Annotated in this window: 8 protein-coding genes; 5 read left to right on the top strand and 3 right to left on the bottom strand. The window is 72.5% G+C overall.

Annotated features, from left to right (window positions below):
• Window positions 1–703: 703 nt before the first annotated feature.
• The 4 genes from WMF39_RS22455 to WMF39_RS22470 all read left to right on the top strand — a co-directional run bounded on the left by WMF39_RS22455 (window position 704) and on the right by WMF39_RS22470 (window position 16,190).
• Window positions 704–5,926, top strand: coding sequence for an amino acid adenylation domain-containing protein (locus tag WMF39_RS22455; RefSeq protein ID WP_437747502.1), 5,223 nt, complete (start codon window positions 704–706; stop codon window positions 5,924–5,926).
• Window positions 5,913–11,342: a type I polyketide synthase gene (locus WMF39_RS22460; protein ID WP_437747503.1), complete on the top strand. Its 5,430-nt coding sequence runs from the start codon at window positions 5,913–5,915 to the stop codon at window positions 11,340–11,342. Before WMF39_RS22455 ends, WMF39_RS22460 begins: the two co-directional genes overlap by 14 nt.
• Before the next feature lie 112 nt (window positions 11,343–11,454).
• Window positions 11,455–11,853 (top strand): YybH family protein, encoded by a 399-nt coding sequence (locus WMF39_RS22465; protein ID WP_148313982.1) that lies wholly within the window; start codon window positions 11,455–11,457, stop codon window positions 11,851–11,853.
• A 146-nt stretch (window positions 11,854–11,999) separates the two neighbouring features.
• The gene (locus WMF39_RS22470) at window positions 12,000–16,190 is read left to right on the top strand and encodes an ATP-binding protein (RefSeq protein WP_437747504.1); all 4,191 of its coding nucleotides are present in this window, start codon (window positions 12,000–12,002) and stop codon (window positions 16,188–16,190) included.
• Between the two features lie 56 nt (window positions 16,191–16,246).
• On the opposite strand, the gene WMF39_RS22475 is transcribed toward WMF39_RS22470, so the two are convergent.
• Both WMF39_RS22475 and WMF39_RS22480 read right to left on the bottom strand, forming a co-directional pair.
• On the bottom strand, window positions 16,247–16,663 hold the full coding sequence (locus WMF39_RS22475) for a nuclear transport factor 2 family protein (protein WP_061614382.1): 417 nt from the start codon (window positions 16,661–16,663) through the stop codon (window positions 16,247–16,249).
• Window positions 16,582–17,376 (bottom strand): hypothetical protein, encoded by a 795-nt coding sequence (locus WMF39_RS22480; RefSeq protein ID WP_020737859.1) that lies wholly within the window; start codon window positions 17,374–17,376, stop codon window positions 16,582–16,584. Before WMF39_RS22480 ends, WMF39_RS22475 begins: the two co-directional genes overlap by 82 nt.
• A gap of 292 nt (window positions 17,377–17,668) precedes the next feature.
• Here WMF39_RS22480 and WMF39_RS22485 point away from each other — a divergent pair, with 292 nt between their 5' ends.
• Window positions 17,669–17,857, top strand: coding sequence for a hypothetical protein (locus WMF39_RS22485; RefSeq protein WP_437747505.1), 189 nt, complete (start codon window positions 17,669–17,671; stop codon window positions 17,855–17,857).
• On the opposite strand, the gene WMF39_RS22490 is transcribed toward WMF39_RS22485, so the two are convergent.
• Window positions 17,847–19,334 (bottom strand): sigma 54-interacting transcriptional regulator, encoded by a 1,488-nt coding sequence (locus tag WMF39_RS22490; RefSeq protein WP_437747506.1) that lies wholly within the window; start codon window positions 19,332–19,334, stop codon window positions 17,847–17,849. The two genes, WMF39_RS22485 and WMF39_RS22490, sit on opposite strands and share 11 nt — an antisense overlap.
• Window positions 19,335–19,403 lie beyond the last annotated feature (69 nt).

Raw genomic sequence — 19,403 nt, forward strand, 5'->3', positions numbered from 1 at the left:
CGCGGCGCGTCCGCCGCGGAGGCGCGGTGAGGCGGCGCCGGCGATGGACGCGCCGCGGGCCCGCCCCGCGGCAGGGCTCCGCGCGAGGGATGTCTCGGTGCGGTCGGGGCCGGGGCGGACGCTCGACAGCCCCTCTCGGCGACCTCTGAAGATCGGCGATGTTCGATTCATGAAACCCGTACGATCGGCAATCGGGACATCGTCGATCACCACCTGATTACGAGTGCTCCCGACGCCTCGTTCGCGGCGGGCTCCGTCGCGGTGTGCGAGCCCGGCGCGGTCGTCGCGGGCCACGCGGGCCAGGACTGCCGGCCGGGAGCGATCGCCTCATGACGCAGCGCCGCGACCACATGCCCCTCCACGCCGAAAAAAGCCGTACGTCCCGCTTGACCTTCATTCCGCGGTTGTGTGTAATCGGCTGCGCTGCGAATAGCCTTGAATTGTGGACCGTCACCCTGCCACGGCGTCGATGGACTCGCCCATCGAAGCGTGAGTACCAGCGTGATGCAGCATGGTATCCGTGCCGACCGCGCCCCTGAAACGTCGGGGGCGCGCCCGTGTCACCGGCTGCCGCCCTGGAGCTCACTCCGGTGCTCCTGGGACGGTTCTGAACGAGATGCGTGACGCCCTCGCGTCGCTGCTCGGGCTCGCACACGGCGGCTGATGTTCTGCCCCTGGAGAGACTCCTACCACCACACACGACATGACCTATCACGACTTCAGCTCCGAGGACGCCAGCATTCACCGCTCGTTCGAGCTCCAGGCCGGGCGCACGCCCGGCGTCGTGGCCGCATCCTTCGGCCCTGACCGGCTCACCTATCAGGAGCTGAATCGCCGCGCGAACCAGCTCGCGCACCACTTGAGGAGCCTGGGCGTCGGCCGCGACGTCCTCGTCGCGCTCTGCGCCGAGCGCTCCCTGGAGGCGCTCATCGGGCTGCTCGCGGCGCTCAAGGCCGGCGGCGCCTATGTCCCTGTCGACCCCGCGTACCCGCGGGAGCGGGTCGCCTTCATGCTCGAGGACGCCGGGGCGCCCGTCCTGCTCACCCAGGCGCGGCTGCTCCCGTCGCTGCCGCGCCACGGGGCGCGCGTGGTCCTCCTGGACGGCGATCGCGATCTGACCGCGGGCTTCAGCGGCGAGGACCCGCCGGACACCACGGGCCCCGACGACCTCGCCTACGTCATCTACACGTCGGGCTCGACCGGCAGGCCCAAGGGCACGCTGCTGACGCACCGCGGCCTCACCAACCTCACCCGCGCGCTGGCCGAGCGATTCGACGTGGCGCCGGGCTGCCGCGTGCTCCAGTTCGCGTCCCTCAGCTTCGATGCGTCGGTCTGGGAGATCGCGATGACGCTCGCCCGGGGAGGCACCCTGGTGATGGGGGCGCAGGCCGAGATGATCCCCGGGCCCGCGCTGCTCGATCGGATGCGCGCGGAGGAGGTGTCGATCGCGACCTTCCCCCCCTCCGCGCTCGCCGCCTTCCCCGAGGGCGCGGAGCGCTCGCTGCCCGCGCTCCGGACCCTCATCGTCGCCGGCGAGACCTGCCCGGCCGACCTCGCCGCGCGCTGGGCGCAGGGGCGCAGGTTCATCAACGCCTACGGTCCCACCGAGTTCACCGTGTGCGCCACGATGGCCGACGGGCTCGACCCGGTTCGGGACCCCGGCGAGCCCCTCGCCATCGGCCGGCCGATCAGGAACGCGCGCTGCTACGTGCTCGACCATGCCATGCGCCCGGTCCCGGACGGCGAGGCCGGCGAGCTCTACCTCGGTGGACCCGGGCTGGCCCGGAGCTACCTGGGACGGCCCGAGCTCACGGCGGCGCGGTTCGTCCCCGATCCGTTCAGCTCCACCCCGGAGGCCCGGCTCTACCGCACGGGGGACGTGGTGCGCCGCCTGCCCGGCGGCGATCTCGCCTTCCTCGGGCGCGTCGACCAGCAGGTGAAGATCCGCGGCCACCGCGTCGAGCTCGGCGAGGTCGAGGCCGCGCTTGGGCGCCACCCCGCCGTCCGCGCGGCGGTGGCCGTCGCCAGCGAGGGCCGCCTCGTCGCCTACGTCGTCGCGCGCCCGGACGCGCCGGACGCGCCCCCGGCCGCCCCCCGGGCCGTCGTGCCCGCGCTGCGCAGCTTCCTCCGCGAGAGCCTCCCCGAGGTCATGATCCCGTCGACGTTCGTGCTGCTCGACGCGCTGCCGCTCGGCCCCAGCGGGAAGGTGGACCGCGCGGCCCTGCCGCCGCCGGACGCCGCCCGGCCCGATCGCGGCGACGGCGAGCCCCTCGCGCCGCGCAACCAGATCGAGGCGGCGATCGCCGCGGCGTGGGCCGAGGCGCTCGGGATCGAGCACCTCCGCGTCCACGACGACGTCTTCGACCTCGGGGCGCACTCGCTGCTCGCCGCGCGGGTGCTGTCGCGGCTGCGCCGCGCGCTCGGCGTCGAGCTCTCCCTGCAGAGCCTGTGCGACGCCCCCACGGTCGCCGCGCTGGCCGAGCTCGTGGAGTCGCTCCCCCGGCCGAAGCAGCGCCCGGCCGCCGCGGCCATCCGGCCTGCGCCGCGCGACCGGCCCATCCCCCTCTCGCACGGGCAGCGGCAGATCTGGCTCCACGCCTCGCTCCACCCGGGCGCGCCGTTCTACAACGAGCCGTTCTCCCTGCGCCTCCGCGGGCCCCTCGACGTCCCGGTCCTGGGGCGCGCCCTCGACGAGCTCCTCAGGCGCCACGAGATCCTGAGGAGCGTCGTCGCGGTCGTCGGCGGCGAGCCCGTGCAGCAGATCCTGCCCCCGGCGCCGCTCGATCTGCCGGTCGTCGAGCTGACCGCGCTGCCGGCCGAGGCGCGGTGGGGGCGCGCCGTCGCGCTCGCCACAGACGAGGCCCGGCGCCCGTTCGATCTCGCCCGCGGCCCGCTGCTCCGGGCCACGCTGGTCCGGCTCGACGAGGCCGACCACGTGCTGTTCGTGGTGGTGCACCACATCCTGATGGATGGAGTCTCCATCTTCGACGCGCTCCCGAGGGAGCTCCACGCGCTCTACCAGGCGTTCGCCGCGGGCAGGCCGTCGCCGCTGCCCGAGCGCGCGATCCACTACGCCGATTACGCGGTCTGGCAGCGGGAGCAGCAGCTGAGCGGCGCCCTCCAGCCGCAGCTCGATTACTGGAGGCGACAGCTCGCCGACCTGCCCACCCTGGAGCTGCCGACCGACAGGCCGCGCCCGGCCGCCCCGAGCCTCGCGGGGGCCCGCCACTGCGTCGCCCTGTCGCGGGAGCTCACGCTCCGGCTGAAGGCGCTGGCCAGGGAGCAGGGCGTCACGCTCTTCGTGGTCCTGCTCTCGGCCTTCAAGGCGATGCTCTACCGGTACGCGCGGCAGGACGAGGTCGTCGTGGGCACGTCCGCGTCGTGCCGCCACCCGCCGGAGACCGAGGACCTCCTCGGCTTCTTCCTGAACACGCTCGTGCTGCGCACCGACCTGCGCGGCGACCCGACGTTCCGGCAGCTGCTCGGGCGCGTGCGGGCGGTGAGCCAGGCCGCGCTCTCGCACCAGGACGTGCCGTTCGCCAGCGTCGTGCAGGCGCTCCAGCCGAAGCGGGTCCCCGGCCAGAACCCGCTGTTCCAGGTCGCCTTCGTGCTGGAGCCGCCCGTGCCGGCGCTCGATCCGGGCTGGACCCTGAGCCAGCTCGACGTGGACACGGGCGCGTCCAAGTTCGACCTGATGCTGGAGCTCGACGAGCGCGAGGACGGCATCATCGGGCGCATCGAGTACAGCACCGCGCTGTTCGACGCCCGCACCATCGAGCGGATGGCGGGCCACTACGAGGCCCTGCTCGAGGGCGCGTCGCGCGACGTCGATCTGCGCCTCTCGGCGCTGCCGCTGCTCACGCCCGAGGAGCGGAGCGCGCTCCGCGCGTGGGGCACCGCCCCGGCCGGCCCCGGGTCGGACGCGTGCATTCACCGCCTCTTCGAGGCCCAGGTCGAGCGCTCTCCCGAGGCCGTCGCGGTCGTCTTCGACGACGGCGCGGGCAACGTCACGTCGCTCACCTACCGGGAGCTGAACCGGCGGGCCAACCAGCTCGCGCACACCCTGCTCGGCCTCCGCGCGCCGGGGGCGCCGGGGCCCGGGGCCGCGCCCGGCCCCGACGAGGGGGCCCTCGCGCGCACCGACGAGGGCGCCCTCGCGCCCGAAGACCGCGTGGCCGTGTGCATGTACCGGTCGATCGAGATGATCGTCGCGCTCCTCGGCGTGCTGAAGGCGGGCCTTGCCTTCGTGCCCCTGGATCCGACCTACCCCACCGAGCGCCTCGCGTTCATGCTGGAGCAGGCCCGGGTCCGCGTGATGCTCACCCAGGTGCGCGTCGGCGCGGTGCTGCCGGGGTGCCGCGCGCGCGTCCTCTGCCTGGACGCGGATCCCGAGGAGATCGGCCGGGCGCGCGACGACAACCCGACGGAGCTGGCGACGCCGGACCAACTCGCCTATGTCATGTACACGTCGGGCTCCACCGGCCGGCCCAAGGGCGTGGCCGTGCCGCACCGGGGCGTGGCCCGGCTCGTCAAGGGCACGACGTACGCGCGCTTCGCGCCGGACGAGGTCTTCCTGCAGCTCGCGTCGATCTCCTTCGACACGTCGCAGTTCGAGATCTGGGGCGCGCTCCTCAACGGCGGCCGGCTGGTCGTCATGCCCCCCGCGCCCGCGTCGCTCGACGACCTGGATCGCGTGATCCGGCAGCACGGGGTGACCACGGTGTGGCTCACCGCCGGCGTCTTCCACCTCCTCGTGGACGAGCGGATCACGGCGCTGCGCGGCCTGCGCCAGATCGTGGCCGGGGGGGACGTCCTGTCCCCGCAGCACGTCAACCGGGTCCTCGCCGAGCTCCCGGGGTGCCGGATGATCAACGGCTACGGGCCCACGGAGGCCGCGACGTTCGCCTGCTGCGCCGCGGTGGAGCGCCCGGTCGGCCACACGGTGCCCATCGGAAGCCCGATCCCCGGCACGAGGGTGCACGTGCTCGACCGGGATCTCAACGAGGTCCCGGCCGGCGTCCCCGGGGAGCTCTGCATCGGCGGAGAGGGCCTCGCGCGCGGCTACCTCGATCTGCCGGAGCTCACCGCGGAGCGGTTCATCCACGATCCCATCGGCGGCGAGCCGGGAGGGCGGCTGTACCGGACCGGCGATCGCGTCCGCCTGATGCCGGACGGGCAGCTCGAGTTCCTCGGCCGCATGGATCAGCAGGTCAAGGTCCGCGGTTACCGGATCGAGCTCGGCGAGATCGAGGTGGTCCTCGGCGAGCACCCGGCCGTGCGCGAGGTGGTCGTGGTGGCGCAGCCGGCGCGCTCGGGCGACCGGCGCCTCGTGGCGTACGTCGTCCCGCACGGCGGCAGGGCCGCGGCGCCGCCCGCGCAAGCCGGGGCCCGCGCGCGCCCGTTCATGGCGGATCCGACCGGCGGGCTCGAGCGTGCGATCCGCGATCACGCGCAGCGGCGGCTGCCCGACTACATGCACCCCTCGGCCATCGTGCTGCTCGACGCGCTGCCCCTCACGGGCAACGGCAAGGTGGACCGCCGCGCCCTGCCGGCCCCCGTCGAGCTCCGCCCCGAGAGCGCGCCCATGGTGGCGCCGCGGAGCTCGCTCGAGGAGCGGCTCACCGCGATATGGCAGGACGTCCTCGGCATCGAGCGCGTGAGCGTGCAGGACAACTTCTTCGATCTGGGCGGCCACTCGCTGCTCCTGATGCGCCTCCACGAGCGCGTCCGGGAGTCGTTCGGCAGCGATCTCTCCATCGTCGATCTGTTCGCGCGCCCGACGGTCACCGATCTCGCCGCGTTCCTCGCGAGCGGCAGCGGCGGCGGGAGCGACCTCTCGGAGGCCGACGCCCGGGCGCTGAAGCAGCGAGAGATCCTGAAACGAAAGAAGCAGGCAGCCAAGAGCAGACAGAATGGATCCGCTTGATCAACCCGTCCCGGAGGACCAAATCGCGATCATCGGGATGGCCGGCCGCTTCCCGGGCGCGAGGAGCGTCGACGCCTTCTGGCAGAACCTGCGCGATGGGGTCGAGTCGATCGCGGCGCTCTCGGATCAGGATCTCGCCGCGGCGGGCGTGCCCCCGGAGGTGGCCTCGGACCCGAGCTACGTCCGCGCGCGGGCCGTGCTCGACGAGGTGGAGTGGTTCGACGCGGCCTTCTTCGGGATGACCCCGCGAGAGGCCGAGATCCTGGATCCGCAGCACCGCTTCTTCCTGGAGTGCGCGTGGGAGGCGCTCGAGCACGCCGGGTACAACCCCGAGGCGTTCAAGGGGACCATCGGCGTCTACGCGGGCGCGAGCGGCCACGACACGTATTTCCTGAGCAACCTTTACCCGAACCACGAGCTCAGGAAGGCGATGGACTATCAAGTCTACGTCGCCAACGACAAGGACTTCCTGCCCACGCGGACCTCGTACAAGCTGAACCTCCGCGGGCCGAGCGTCGCGGTCCAGACCGCCTGTTCCACCTCGCTCGTGGCCGTCCACATGGCCTGCCAGGCGCTGCTCACCTACCAGTGCGACATGGCGCTGGCCGGCGGCGTGGCCATCAACGTCCCCACGCGGTCGGGTTACCTGTACCGGCACGGCATGATCCTCTCGCCCGACGGGCGCTGCCGCGCGTTCGACGCCGAGGCGCAGGGGACGGTGGTCGGCAACGGCGCGGGCGTCATCGTGCTGCGCCGGCTCGAGGACGCCCTCGACAGCGGCGATCACATCGAGGCGGTGATCCGGGGCTCGGCCGTCAACAACGACGGCTCGGGCAAGATCGGGTTCACCGCGCCGGGCGTGGAGGGGCAGGCGCAGGTCATCGCGCAGGCCCTGGCGATGGCGAACACCGATCCCGAGACGATCAGCTACGTGGAGGCCCACGGCACCGGCACGCGCCTCGGGGATCCCATCGAGGTCGCGGCGCTCACCCGGGCGTTCCGCGCCCGGTCCCGCGGCCAGCGCAAGGGCTGGTGCGCGCTCGGCTCGGTCAAGCCGAACGTCGGGCACCTCGACGTCGCCGCCGGCATCACCGGCGTGATCAAGGTCGTGCAGGCGCTCCGCCACCGGCAGATCCCGGCCAGCCTGCACTTCAAGACGCCGAACCCGGAGATCGACTTCGCGAACAGCCCGTTCTACGTCAACGCGGCGCTCGCGGACTGGGAGCCCGGCGACGGGCCCCGCCGCGCCGGCGTGAGCTCGTTCGGCATCGGCGGCACCAACGCCCACGCCATCCTCGAGGAGGCGCCCCACGCGGCGGCGGCGCCCGGCGGGCGGTCCTGGCAGCTCCTCCTGCTCTCCGCCCGCACGAGGACCGCGCTCGACACGATCACCGAGAACCTCGTCGGGTACCTCAAGGCGCACCCGGACGTCAGCCTGCCGGACGTCGCGTTCACGCTCCAGGTCGGCCGCAAGACGTTCCCGCACCGGCGCATGCTCGTCTGCAACGACGCAGACGAGGCGGTGAGCCTGCTGTCGACGCTCGGGGAGCGGCGGGTCCTCGCGCACGTCGAGGAGGCCATCGATCGCCCGGTCGTCCTCATGTTCCCGGGGCAGGGCACGCAGTACGCCGGCATGGCGCGGGAGCTGTACGAGCGGGAGCCCACGTTCTGCGCCGGCGTCGATCTCTGCGCGGCCATGCTCCAGCCCGAGCTCGGGTTCGATCTCCGCGAGGTGATCTACCCGCCCCCGGGGCGGGAGGCGGCGGCCGCGGAGCTGCTCAAGCAGACGCGCTTCGCCCAGCCCGCGCTCTTCGTGATCGAGTACGCGCTCGCCACGCTCTGGATGGAGTGGGGCATCCGGCCCGCGGCGATGATCGGCCACAGCCTCGGCGAGTACGTCGCGGCCTGCCTCGCGGGCGTCTTCTCGCTGGAGGACGCGCTGAAGATCGTCGCCCGGCGGGGCAAGCTGATGCAGGAGATGCCGCCGGGCGCGATGCTCGCGGTCCCGCTGCCCGAGGCCGAGGTGCAGCCGCTGCTCGACGAGGGGGGCGGCGCGCTCTCGCTCGCGGCCGTCAACGGGCCGGCCGCCTGCGTCGTGGCCGGGCCCGAGGACGCCGTCGAGGCGCTCTCCGACCGGCTCTTCGCCGAGCGCGAGCTGGAGTGCACGCGCCTCCAGACGTCGCACGCGTTCCACTCCCGGATGATGGAGCCGATGCTCGCGTCGTTCACCGCGATCGTGGCCCGCGCGCGCCCGAGCGCCCCGAAGATCCCGATCGCGTCGAACGTCACCGGCACCTGGCTGTCCGCGGCCGACGCGCAGGACCCCGGGTACTGGGCGAGGCACGTGCGCGAGCCGGTGCGCTTCATGGCGGGGCTCGGCGAGGTGCTCGCCGATCCGACGCGCGCCCTGCTCGAGGTCGGCCCGGGCCGGGTGCTCGCGACCCTGGCCAAGCAGCACCCCGCGCGGGGCGCCCGCCGGGTGATGCTCTCGTCGATCCGGCACGTCCACCACCGCCAGTCCGACATCGGGTTCCTGCTGGAGACGCTGGGCCAGCTCTGGCTCTCCGGCGTCCGCGTCGACTGGTCGGGCTTCTACACCCACGAGCCCCGCCGGCGCGTGCCCCTGCCGACCTACCCGTTCGAGCGGAAGCGGTACTGGATCGACCCGCCCTCGAGCGCCGCGCGCCGGCCGGCGCGCAGCGCGCCGGAGCCGGCCGGCCTGATCCACCTCCTGGCCTGGAAGCGCTCGGTGCTGTCGGGGTCGATGAAGGCGTCGGCCCGGCCGGCCAGGGCGCAGTGCTGCGTCGTCTTCGCCGACAGCTACGGGCTGGGCGCCCGGATGGAGATGCGGCTCCGCCGGGACGGCTACAAGGTCATCACCGTGCGGCCGGGCGAGGGCTTCGCCGAGACGGGCGAGGGCGAGTTCACCGTCGCCCCCGCGAGCCGCGCGGACCACGCGTCCCTCTTCGGCGCGCTGCGCGCGGCGGGCGTGTCCCCCTCGCGCATCATGTTCCTGTGGGGCGTGACCAAGCCCGCGCGCGCGCCGCTCGACGCCGGCCGCCTCGCGGAGGCCCAGCGGCTCGGGTTCGCCAGCCTCGTCGCGCTGGCCCAGGGGATCGGCGACGCGGGGATTCGCGACGAGGTGCGGCTCGGCGTCGTGACGAGCCACATGCAGAAGGTGACCGACGCGGCCGTGCTCTGCCCCGAGAAGGCCACGCTGCTCGGCCCGTGCGAGGCCATCCCCAGGGCGTACCCGAACGTCTCGTGCATCAGCGTCGACATCGACCTGCCGGAGCCGCGGACGCTGCAGGAGGCGAGGCTCATCGACCAGCTCCTCGCCGAGGTCACGCTGGAGCAGACCGAGCCCGTCATCGCCTACCGGAACGGGGAGCGCTGGGTCCGGATCTTCGAGCCCGCGCGCATGGACCGCGCCGAGGGCCTGCCGCCGCGCCTCCGGGAGGGCGGCGTCTACCTGATCGCCGGCGGGCTCGGGGCCGTCGGCTCCGCCCTCGCGGAGCACCTCGCGAAGGTCGCGCGCGCGAAGCTCGTGCTCGCGGGCCGGACGGCGCTCCCGCCCCGGGAGGCCTGGGACGGCCTCGCCGGCGCGGGCGCCTTCGACGCGCTACGCCGCAAGATCGGCGCGGTGCTCGAGATGGAGCGGCTGGGCGCCGAGGTGCTGCTCGTGACGGCCGACGTCACGCGGCTCGACGACATGCAGCGCGCGGTGGCCGAGGGGCTCCAGCGCTTCGGGCGGATCGACGGCGTGATCCACGCGGCGGGCGCCCGCCGCGCCGTGCCCCTCCAGCGCATGACGCGCGAGGAGGGCGAGGCGCTCCTCGCCCCGAAGCTCGACGGCGCGCTCGTCCTCGACGAGTCGCTCCGGGGCCTCCGGCCCGATTTCGTCGCGCTGTGCGCCGCGCGGACCGCGGGCGCCCGCGGGGCGGGCCTCGCGGGCCAGTGCGCCGCGACCGCCTTCCTCGGCGCCTTCGCGCAGCGGCGGGCCGCCGGTGACGGCCCGCTCACGATCGCGATCGAGTGGGACCCGTGGCAGCGGCAGGACGCCTCGCGCGGCAAGGATCCCGAGCCCGCGGCCGACTCGAGCGAGGGCGGCGCGGCCGCCGCGGAGGAGGGGATCTCGCGCGACGAGGCGCTCGACGCCTGGATGCGCGTCCTCACGAGCCCCACGCCCCACGTCCTGGTCCTGAAGCGGGAAGCGCAGGCTAAGCAGCGCCCCTCGGCCAGCTCGATCGCGCCGCCCTCGCGGGACGTCGAGTCCGAGGGCATCCCGAGATCGGTCCACCCGCGGCCCGACCTCGGCACGGCCTACGTGGCGCCGCGCGATCCGCTGGAGCGCGCCGTCGCCGAGACGTGGGAGAAGCTGTTCGGCATCGAGCGGATCGGCGTCCACGACGACTTCTTCGCGCTCGGCGGCGACTCGCTGCTCGCCGTCCAGCTCATCTCCCGGCTGCGCAGCGTCGTGAACATGGATCTCCCCGGCCACAGCCTGCTCAACGCGCCGACCGTGGCGGCCCTGGCCGAGCTCATCGCGCAGTCCGACTCGCCCTCATCCACCTCGCTGTCGAGGCGCTCTCCCGCGCGCCTCTTGCCCGCGTCGCTCGTGCGGATCAAGCCCGGCACCGGGCGGCCGCTCTTCCTGATGCACCCGGTCGGAGGGCACGTTTACTTCTACCACGATCTCGCCACCTGCCTGGACCCGGCGCAGCCCGTGTACGGGCTGCAGGCGCAGGGCATCGAAGGCAAGGCGCCGCCCTTGACCCGCGTCGAGGAGATGGCCGCGCGCTACCTCGAGGCGGTACGGCGGCACATCCAGCCGGAGGGCCCCTACGTGCTCGGCGGGTCGTCCTTCGGCGGGGTCGTCGCCTTCGAGATGGCGCACCAGCTCATCTCCGGGGGCGAGCGCGTCGCGCTTCTCATGATGATCGACACGCCCGCGCCCTCGGCGGTGTTCCCCGAGGATCTCGACACCCCCGAGCGCCTCGCCTACCTGATCAGCGGCGATGCGAGTCTCCCCGTCCCCGCGGAGGAGATCCGGCACCTCTCCCCGGACGAGCAGCTGCTCCACGTGCTCCAGCGCAAGAAGGGTGTCTCCCGGATGTTCCCGAAGCTGGCGCTCCAGGAGCTCGCCACGTTCCGCAAGATCGTCACCGCCAACCTGCAGGCGATGCTGCGCTATGTCCCCCGCCCCTACCCGGGTGACGTGCTCTTCTTCGAGGCGAGCGAGCGCGACGCCATGACCGTGAACAACCCGGCGCGGGGATGGCTCGATTTGATCCAGGGCCAGCTCACTGTCCACGAGGTCCCTGGCAATCACATCACCATGAATTTGCCGCCGAACGTGCAAGTCATGGCCGATCATCTGCGCGCGGCCCTCGAGGCGGCGGGACATCAGGGCTGATGTTGACGCCCGGCCGGCGGGCTCTTTACCATGGGTGTGGAGCGGCGACGGCGACGCCCCCGCGCGGTCGCGCGGGCTCGAGTGCGGCCAGGGCGCGCGGCGGAGGTGGAGAATGTCGAAGATCACCGCGGAGCAGGCGAGAGAGGAGCACGTCGCGCTCCTCAAGGCGTGGACGAAGGCGGTGGGGGCCGTCAAGGACTACGGCTTCCTCGATCGCCACCTGGCCGAAGGCTGGCGGTACGTCGATTACAACGGAGTGCAGCGCGGCAAGGACGAGTACCTGAAGCTCGTCGACAGCATGTTGACGTACACGCAGGAGCTCCGGCAGTGCGACGTGCGTATCGTCGGTGGGGACGTCGCTATCGTGAGCGGCGTCTACCGCTCGCGCGCCGAGCTCAAGGGCGGTGTCAAGCTCGATAACACAATCGCCTTCACCGCGGTCTGGGAGCTCAAGGGCGGTGAATGGAAAGCCCTCGTGCACCACACGACGAGGATCCCTGACGCGTCGTGATCGACGTCCGCGCCGACCGCGTCGACCGCGTCGAAGCGCTCCGGCGGCCGGCGCCTCGCCGGCGAGGCCGGAGGAAACGTTGACAGGGATCCTGCTTCGAGTACCGTACACTCAGGATCGTCCTATCGACGATCACCAGGGCTCTCATGGATCTTCGCCGGTTCCTCACGCACGCGGTGCAGATCGCATCTGCGCTGTCGAAACTTCATAAGTCAGGCACCCTTCACCTGGACATCCGCCCCGCGAACCTCTCCGTGCACCCGGAGAGCGGGGAGGTGTCGCTCGACGGTGGGCTGGCCGTGGTGCGCGGCGATCTCGGCCTCTCCGACGAGACGAAGATCAACCCGGAGTCGCTGCCCTACATCGCGCCGGAGCGGACGGGCCGCGTCGACTGGCCGATCGACGAGCGCGCCGATTTCTACTCGCTCGGCGTCACGCTGTACGAGCTGCTCTCCGGCAAGCTGCCGCTCGACGCCGAGGACGCGCCCGCGTGGGCGCACGCCCACATCGCGAGGGCCCCTGTGCCGCTCGCGGAGCTGGTGCATGACGTGCCCCGGATCGTCTCCGAGATCGTGATGAAGCTCCTCGCGAAGTCTCCGGAGGAGCGTTATCAGACCGCCCGCGGGCTCTGGTCGGATCTCCTCATGTGCCAGACCGAGCTGGAGGAGCTCGGGATGATCGACTCGTTCCCGCTCGGGACGGCCGACATCCCGGACCGGCTGCAGCTCCCGACGAAGATCTACGGCAGGAGGCGCGAGCGCGCGATCCTGCTCGAGGCGTTCGAGCGTGTGGTCGCCACGGGCACGGCCGAGCTCGTGCTCGTCGCCGGGTACTCGGGCGTCGGGAAGACCTCGCTCGTGAAGGAGGTGCAGGCGCCCATCGTCCGCGAGCGCGGGGCGTTCATCTCCGGGAAGTTCGATCAGCTCCAGCGCGACATCCCCTACCGCACGATCGCCCAGGCGTTCGGGGAGCTCGTCCGGCAGATCCTGACGGAGAGCCCGCAGTCGCTCGCGGGGTGGAAGCACCGGTTGAGCGACGCGCTCGGCGAGGAGGGGCGGGTCATCATCGACATCATCCCGCAGCTCTCGCTGATCCTCGGCGAGCAGCCGCCGGTGCCGCCGCTCGCGCCGAACGAGGCGCGCAGCCGCTTCGTCCGCGTGTTCCATGCGTTCCTCGGCGTGGTCGCGCGCAAGCGGCACCCGCTCGTGCTGTTCGTGGACGACCTGCAGTGGGCAGATCCCGCCAGCCTGAGGCTCATCCGCGACGTCGTCGCGGCGCCCGAGAAGCGGCACCTGCTCGTGATCGGGGCGTACCGCGACAACGAGGTGACCCCGTCGCACCCGCTCATGGAGGTGCTCCGGCAGATCCACGCCACGGGCGCGCGCGTCTCGACGCTCAGCCTCGACCCGCTCCCGCACGAGAACGTCCTCGAGCTCGTCATGGACACCTTCCGCTGCGAGGACGAGCTGGGGGCTCAGCTCACCAGGCTCCTCGTCCAGAGGACGGGCGGCAACCCGTTCTTCGTGGGCCAGTTCCTGACGGAGCTCTATCGCCAGAAGCTGGTCTGGGTCGATCCCATGAGCGCCGTCTGGTGCTGGAACATCGAGGCCATCGCCGCGCAGAACCTGACCGACAACGTCGTCGACCTGGTGCTGGGCCGCCTCAGGCGGCTGGACGGCGAGACGCAGCGGGTCCTCTCCCTCGCCGCGTGCCTCGGCGCCCGCTTCGACGCCGAGGTCCTCTCGGCCATGTACGGCGAGTCGACCGAGACGACGCACGCCGCCATCTCCCCGGCCATCCGCGAGGGGCTCGTGGCGCGCCGAGGCAGCACGTACAAGTTCCTCCACGACCGCGTGCAGCAGGCCGCGTACCTGCTCATCCGCGAGGGCAACCACGCCTCGACGCATCTGCGCATCGGGCGCCTGCTGCTCGTCCAGACGCCGGAGGAGGCGCTGGAGGACCGGCTGTTCGAGATCACGAACCAGCTGAACATCGGCGCCTCCTTCATCACCGATCCGGGCGAGCGGCGCAGGACGGCCGAGCTGAACCTCCGCGCCGGCAGGAAGGCGAGGGCCTCCGGGGCCTACGGCTCCGCGGTGGCCTACTTCGCCGCGGGCTGCGCGCTGATCGGGGAGGACGACTGGGCGGGAGCCGACGATCTGCTCGCCTTCGCGCTGCACCTCGATCTCGCCGAGAGCGCGTGCGTGAACGGGGAGTTCGATCGGTCCATCGACCTCTGCTCGGTGCTCCTCGAGCGCGCGCGCACGCAGCTCGACAAGGCGGCGGCCTACCGCGTCCTGATGCAGAACCACATGGCCCGGTCCGAGCACGACGCGTGCATCGGCGTCGGGCTGGAGTGCCTCGCGCTGCTCGGCATCAAGCTCGGGAGGCAGCCGGCCGACGAGGAGGTTGTCGCGGAGATCACGGCGCTGCGCGACGCGCTCCGCGATCGCACGGCCGACGAGATCCTCGGCCAGCCGAGGATGACGGCGCCGCCGATGCTCGCGGCGATGGGCGTGATGGCCGTGATGTACGCCTCGACCTTCTACACCGATCCGAACCTCAACGACCTCCTGGTCTGCCAGATGGTCCGGCTCAGCCTGCTCCACGGCAACGCGGAGCCGACCGGCATCGGGTACACGTGCCTCGGCAAGGCGCTCTGCCAGAAGCTCGGCGCGTACCAGGACGGCGACCGGATCGGCAGGGTGGGCTACGAGCTGACCGAGAAGATGAACGCGCTCGTCTACAAGCCCGAGGTGGCCAACCTCTATGGCTGTCTGATCTCGGTCTGGACGCGCCACATCGACACCGGGATCGCCTGCCAGCGCGTGAGCATCCAGGCCGCGAACGAGGTCGGGAACCTGACGTGGGGGAGCTTCAGCAACATCCAGCTCACCCTGAACGTGATCGTGCGGGGCGACCCGATCGAGGAGGCGTACAAGGGCGCGGTGAGCGCGCTCGACTACGCGACGAAGGCGAAGATCACGTTCGCCGCGGACGCCGTGACGAGCATGCTGCGCCTGGTCCAGGCGATGAGGGGCGCCACGCGCCACCTCGGCACGATGAGCGCGGACGACTTCGACGAGCAGGCGTTCGAGGACCGCCTCGAGAAGGAGAGCTTCCCGAGCGTGCGGCTCGTCCATTACGTGATGAAGACCGCGCAGCACCTCCTGGCCTCCAACCCCGACGAGGCGGCCCTGGCCGCGGAGAAGGCGGAGCGCAACATCTCGGGGGGCAACGGGATGTTGTTCTCGGCCGAGTACCACTACTTCGGCGCCCTCGCCCGGGCGGCCCGCTTCTCCGGGGCCCCGGCCGAGGAGCAGGCCGGGCTCCGGCGGTCGCTCGCCGGCCACGAGGAGCAGCTGCGCGTCTGGGCCGAGAGTTGCCCCGACAACTTCGCCGGCAAACACGCGCTCGTAGCGGCGGAGCGCGCGCGCGTCGACGGCAGGCACGACGAGGCCGCGGCGCTCTACGATAAGGCGATCGTGGCCTTCCGCGAGTCCCGGTTCATCCACCAGGAGGCGCTCGCGAGCGAGCTCGCCGCCCGGTTCTACCTGGATCGCGGCTACAGCGGCCTGCCGGGGCTCTACCTGCGGGAGGCGGTGGCGTCGTACTCGCGCTGGGGCGCGAGCGAGAAGGTGAGGCAGCTCGAGCAGCGGCATGCGCTCGTCCTGAACCAGGAGCAGCGCCGCGCGACGAGCAGCGGCGTCATGACGATGGCGGCGGAGGCCATCGACGCGCAGACCGCGGTGAAGGTCTCGCGGTCGCTCTCGAGCGACATGACGCCGAAGGAGATGATGGAGTCGCTCATGCGGCTCGTCGTCGAGCACGAGGGGGCGGAGCGGTGCTGTCTCCTGCTCACCGGGGACGGCCTGCGGCTCGCCGCCGAGGCCGTGGTGGACCGCGACGGCATCAGCATCCGCGTGTACGAGCGGAGCACGGCGCCGCTCGCGACCCGCGTCCCGGCGTCGATCGTCAACTATGTCGAGCGGACGCGGGAGCGGGTGGTGCTCAGCGACGTCGGGGCGAGCGGCGCCTTCGCCGGGGACGAGTACCTCGTGCGCGAGCGGCCGAAGTCGGTGCTGTGCATGCCGCTCATGAAGAACCCCGGCGAGGTGGGCGGCCTCCTCTACCTGGAGAACCGGCTGGTCCACGGCGCGTTCATCCTGCGCCGGCTGCCGCTCCTCGAGTTCCTGGCCGCGCTGTCGCTGCAGAACACCGTGCTCCGCGGCGAGCTGGAGCAGGAGGCGCTGAAGGTCCAGCGGACCGAGGAGGCGCTGCGCCGGAGCGAGAGGGCGCTCCGGGATCTGGCGGAGTCGAGCGACGTCCCCACGTGAGGCGCGGGCCGCGCCGCCGCACCGGCGTGGTGTGGCGGCGCGGCGTTCAGGCGCTCTCAGGCGCTCTCGAGCACGTGGCCCACGCTGTCGAGGAACGGCCTGTCCGACACGGAGAGGTGGAGCTGCACGAACCGCCAGTGATCCCCGTGGCGCTCCACCGTGCAGGTCAGTCGGAGCGCGGGCAGGTCGAAGCGCACGCCGCCCATGGTGGCGTGGATACCGAAGCCGGCCGTCCCGGCGCAGGCGGCCGCTCCCCCGGCCAGCAGACGCACCTGGACATCGCCGGTGATCCTGCACACGAGGTCCTTCAGGATCTCGCTCTGCCGCCGGAACGAGGCCTCGATCTCGGCCCAGCGCGTGAAGTGCAGCTTGTCGTGTGTGCCGTAGAAGATCAGGGCATCGTCACGTACGAACATGTCGCATAACGCGTCCACGTCGCCTCGCTCGAAGGCGCGCGCGAACTCGACGAGCATCTGGCGAACCGAATCTTCTGGACTTGCCGGCTTTCTCTCCGAGGACTCCATGCGCTCCGCTGCTCCCGTACCGATCCGAGCCTGATCTCGGCCGAGCATACAGCACCCCGGAGGCGACGCGCGACGCCCTGCGCGCGAAAGCGCTCGGAGCCCGGGCGGCTGCGCGCGACAAGGGTCGTCGCGGTCACGAACACGTAACACCACACGACCCCGACCAGCGCCAGCCGACCAGGTGCCCCCTCGAACCCCGGAACCCAGCTGACCAGAAACCCCACGAGCAGGAACAGCAGCCCCACGCCCTGCAGCTGCGCGATCGACATCCGCTTCAGGAGGGCGCCGACCGAGAGCGAGGGCAGGTACATGCTCAGGAGGTGCACCTGGATCACCCAGCTCGCCTGCTGGACCGAGCGCTGCTCGACGCCGCACATCTGGAGCGGCGTCGGCACCATGAGGAGGCTCATCACCAGGAAGGCGCCCGCGCCCATGGCCACCATGGGCCAGTACAGCGCGCGGGCGCGCGCGTCCGGCGCGGCGGAGGCCTCGGCGGCGCGCGCCTCCTGCGGCCCGTACGCCGCGAACGAGAGCGCCGCCATGAGCTGGAGCGCCGCGAGCATCAGCAGGGCAGCGGGCATGTACCTGGACGTCCGCCCCTCCAGCAGGCCGAAGAGCGAGATGCCGGGGACGATGCCAGCGGCGCTGGCGAGCTGGATCATGGTCAGCAGGCCCGGCGCCCTTGCTGCTCGGCTGCCCCTCGAGGATCGCGAAGCGATACTGCTGCACGAACGCGCCTTGCAGACCGACGCCGCAGACCGCCGCGCAGAACAGCGGGAGATCGGCGCGCTCCACCGCGACCGCCGCGACCGCCGCGTTGGGCCACGGCCGAGCCCCGCTCGGCGGAAAGACAGACGGAAAGTGTTGGAAATGCCGAGCTATCTTCCGGCCCCTTCTCGCTGTCGCAGAAATCCCTGGCGGGATTTCTGACACGCGGAACCAGGCAGCCCGCGCATGAGCCGGACGATCCACGTCGCCATCACCCGGCGTGTCCGGAAGGAGCACGCCGAGGCGTTCGAGCGAGACCTGGCCGAGTTCGCGCGCCGGCTCGCGACCGGCGACTCCACCAGCAGCCCCCCTCGCCGAAGCGCGCCGGCTCCCGGGCGCGGCGCCCATGCGCGCTCCCCGCGGCTCATCGCCTGATGTCGTACTTGTCCAGCTTGTAGAGCAGCGCGCGCCGCGAGATGCCGAGTCGCTTCGCCGCGCGCGTCTGGTTGTTCCCCTCGGCGGCGAGGGCGTCTTCGATGCTCCGCTTCTCCAGCTCGGCGAGGCGCGCCGGCATCGTCCCGTCGGCGGACGGCGGGGGCGCCCCCGTGCTCGCCGGGGGTGCGCCCGCGCCCGCGCTCGCGGGGGGCGCGGCGCCCTCGGCGCCCTCCGCCACGGAGGCCGGAAGGTGCTCGACCTCGATGACGCCGCCCTCGGCCAGCACGACGGCGTGCTCCACCGCGTTGCGCAGCTCGCGCAGGTTGCCGGGCCACGCGTGCGCCTCGAGCGCCTGCATCGCCGCGGGCGCGAAGCGCGGCGCCCGCTCCCCCATGCGCCCGGCGACCTGCTGCGCGAAGCGGTGCGCGAGCAGCGCGATCTCGGCGCGCCGCTCGCGCAGCGGCGGGACGCGGAGGACGAACGTGCTGATGCGATAGTAGAGATCCTGCCGGAACCTCCCGGCCGCCACCTCGGCCTGGAGGTCCCTGTGCGTCGCGCACACGACGCGCACGTCGAGCTCGATCTCCTGCGTGCCGCCGATCCGGGCCACGCGCCGGCTCTCGAGCACGCGCAGCAGCTTGGCCTGCATGGCGAGGGGCAGCTCGCCGATCTCGTCGAGCAGCAGCGTCCCGCCCTGCGCCGCCTCGAAGTAGCCGATCTTGCGGCGATCCGCCCCGGTGAAGGCGGCCTTCTCGTGCCCGAAGAGCTCGCTCTCGAGCAGCGCCTCGGGCAGCGCCGCGCAGCTGAGCCTCACGAACGGGCCCCCGGCGCGCGGGCTGGCGCGGTGGAGCTGCTCGGAGACCACCTCTTTCCCCGAACCCGTCTCGCCGAGCACGAGCACCGTCGTCTGCGCGCGCGCGAGGCGCTGCACCACCTGGAAGACCTTCACCATGGCCTCGTCCGCGACGACGAACCCGGCGCCGGCGCCGGAGGGCGGGCCCTCCAGCGCCTCCGGCGCGGCCCCCGGCGGCGCCGCCTCGACGGGCGCCGGCGCCGCGATCGCGACGACGATCTCGGCCGGGCCGATGCGGATCACGTCGCCGCCGGCGAGGGCCCGCTCCGCCCCGCGCACGACGGCGCCGTTCACCGACGTGCCATTGCGGCTCCCGAGGTCGACGAGCGCGACGGTCTGGCCCCGCCGCGCGACGCGCGCATGGTTGCGCGAGACGCGGGCGTCGTCGACGCAGACCGTGGACTCCGGCGCGCGGCCGACCGCGACCACATCACCATCGGTGAGATCGATCACCCGCGCCGCGCCATCACCGGCGCGGACGATCAGGGAGGCCTGCCCCTGAGGCGTCCGCTCGCTGGGCGGGCTCTCCGCGGCGTCGAGCTCGGTCGCGACCTCGGCCGCGGTAGGCGACGGCTCCGCGCTCGGCGGAGAAGCTGCCTGTCGACGAGGGTCTCGCTCCGCCATGCCGTTCGAGGGTTGCGCAAGTGTACGACGCTTGCGCAACCCACGGCAACGGCAGCGCGCGCCGCCGCG

Source organism: Sorangium sp. So ce1504 (assembly GCF_051521635.1).
In the GTDB taxonomy this organism is placed as follows: domain Bacteria; phylum Myxococcota_A; class Polyangia; order Polyangiales; family Polyangiaceae; genus Sorangium; species Sorangium cellulosum_B.

Excerpts from the sequence above, each read along its gene's own strand:
- WMF39_RS22490 (WP_437747506.1), bottom strand. The coding sequence starts at position 19,334 with ATGGCGGAGCGAGACCCTCGTCGACAGGCAGCTTCTCCGCCGAGCGCG.
- WMF39_RS22465 (WP_148313982.1), top strand. The coding sequence starts at position 11,455 with ATGTCGAAGATCACCGCGGAGCAGGCGAGAGAGGAGCACGTCGCGCTC.
- WMF39_RS22470 (WP_437747504.1), top strand. The coding sequence starts at position 12,000 with ATGGATCTTCGCCGGTTCCTCACGCACGCGGTGCAGATCGCATCTGCG.
- WMF39_RS22475 (WP_061614382.1), bottom strand. The coding sequence starts at position 16,663 with ATGCTCGTCGAGTTCGCGCGCGCCTTCGAGCGAGGCGACGTGGACGCG.
- WMF39_RS22485 (WP_437747505.1), top strand. The coding sequence starts at position 17,669 with ATGAGCCGGACGATCCACGTCGCCATCACCCGGCGTGTCCGGAAGGAG.
- WMF39_RS22455 (WP_437747502.1), top strand. The coding sequence starts at position 704 with ATGACCTATCACGACTTCAGCTCCGAGGACGCCAGCATTCACCGCTCG.
- WMF39_RS22460 (WP_437747503.1), top strand. The coding sequence starts at position 5,913 with ATGGATCCGCTTGATCAACCCGTCCCGGAGGACCAAATCGCGATCATC.
- WMF39_RS22480 (WP_020737859.1), bottom strand. The coding sequence starts at position 17,376 with ATGATCCAGCTCGCCAGCGCCGCTGGCATCGTCCCCGGCATCTCGCTC.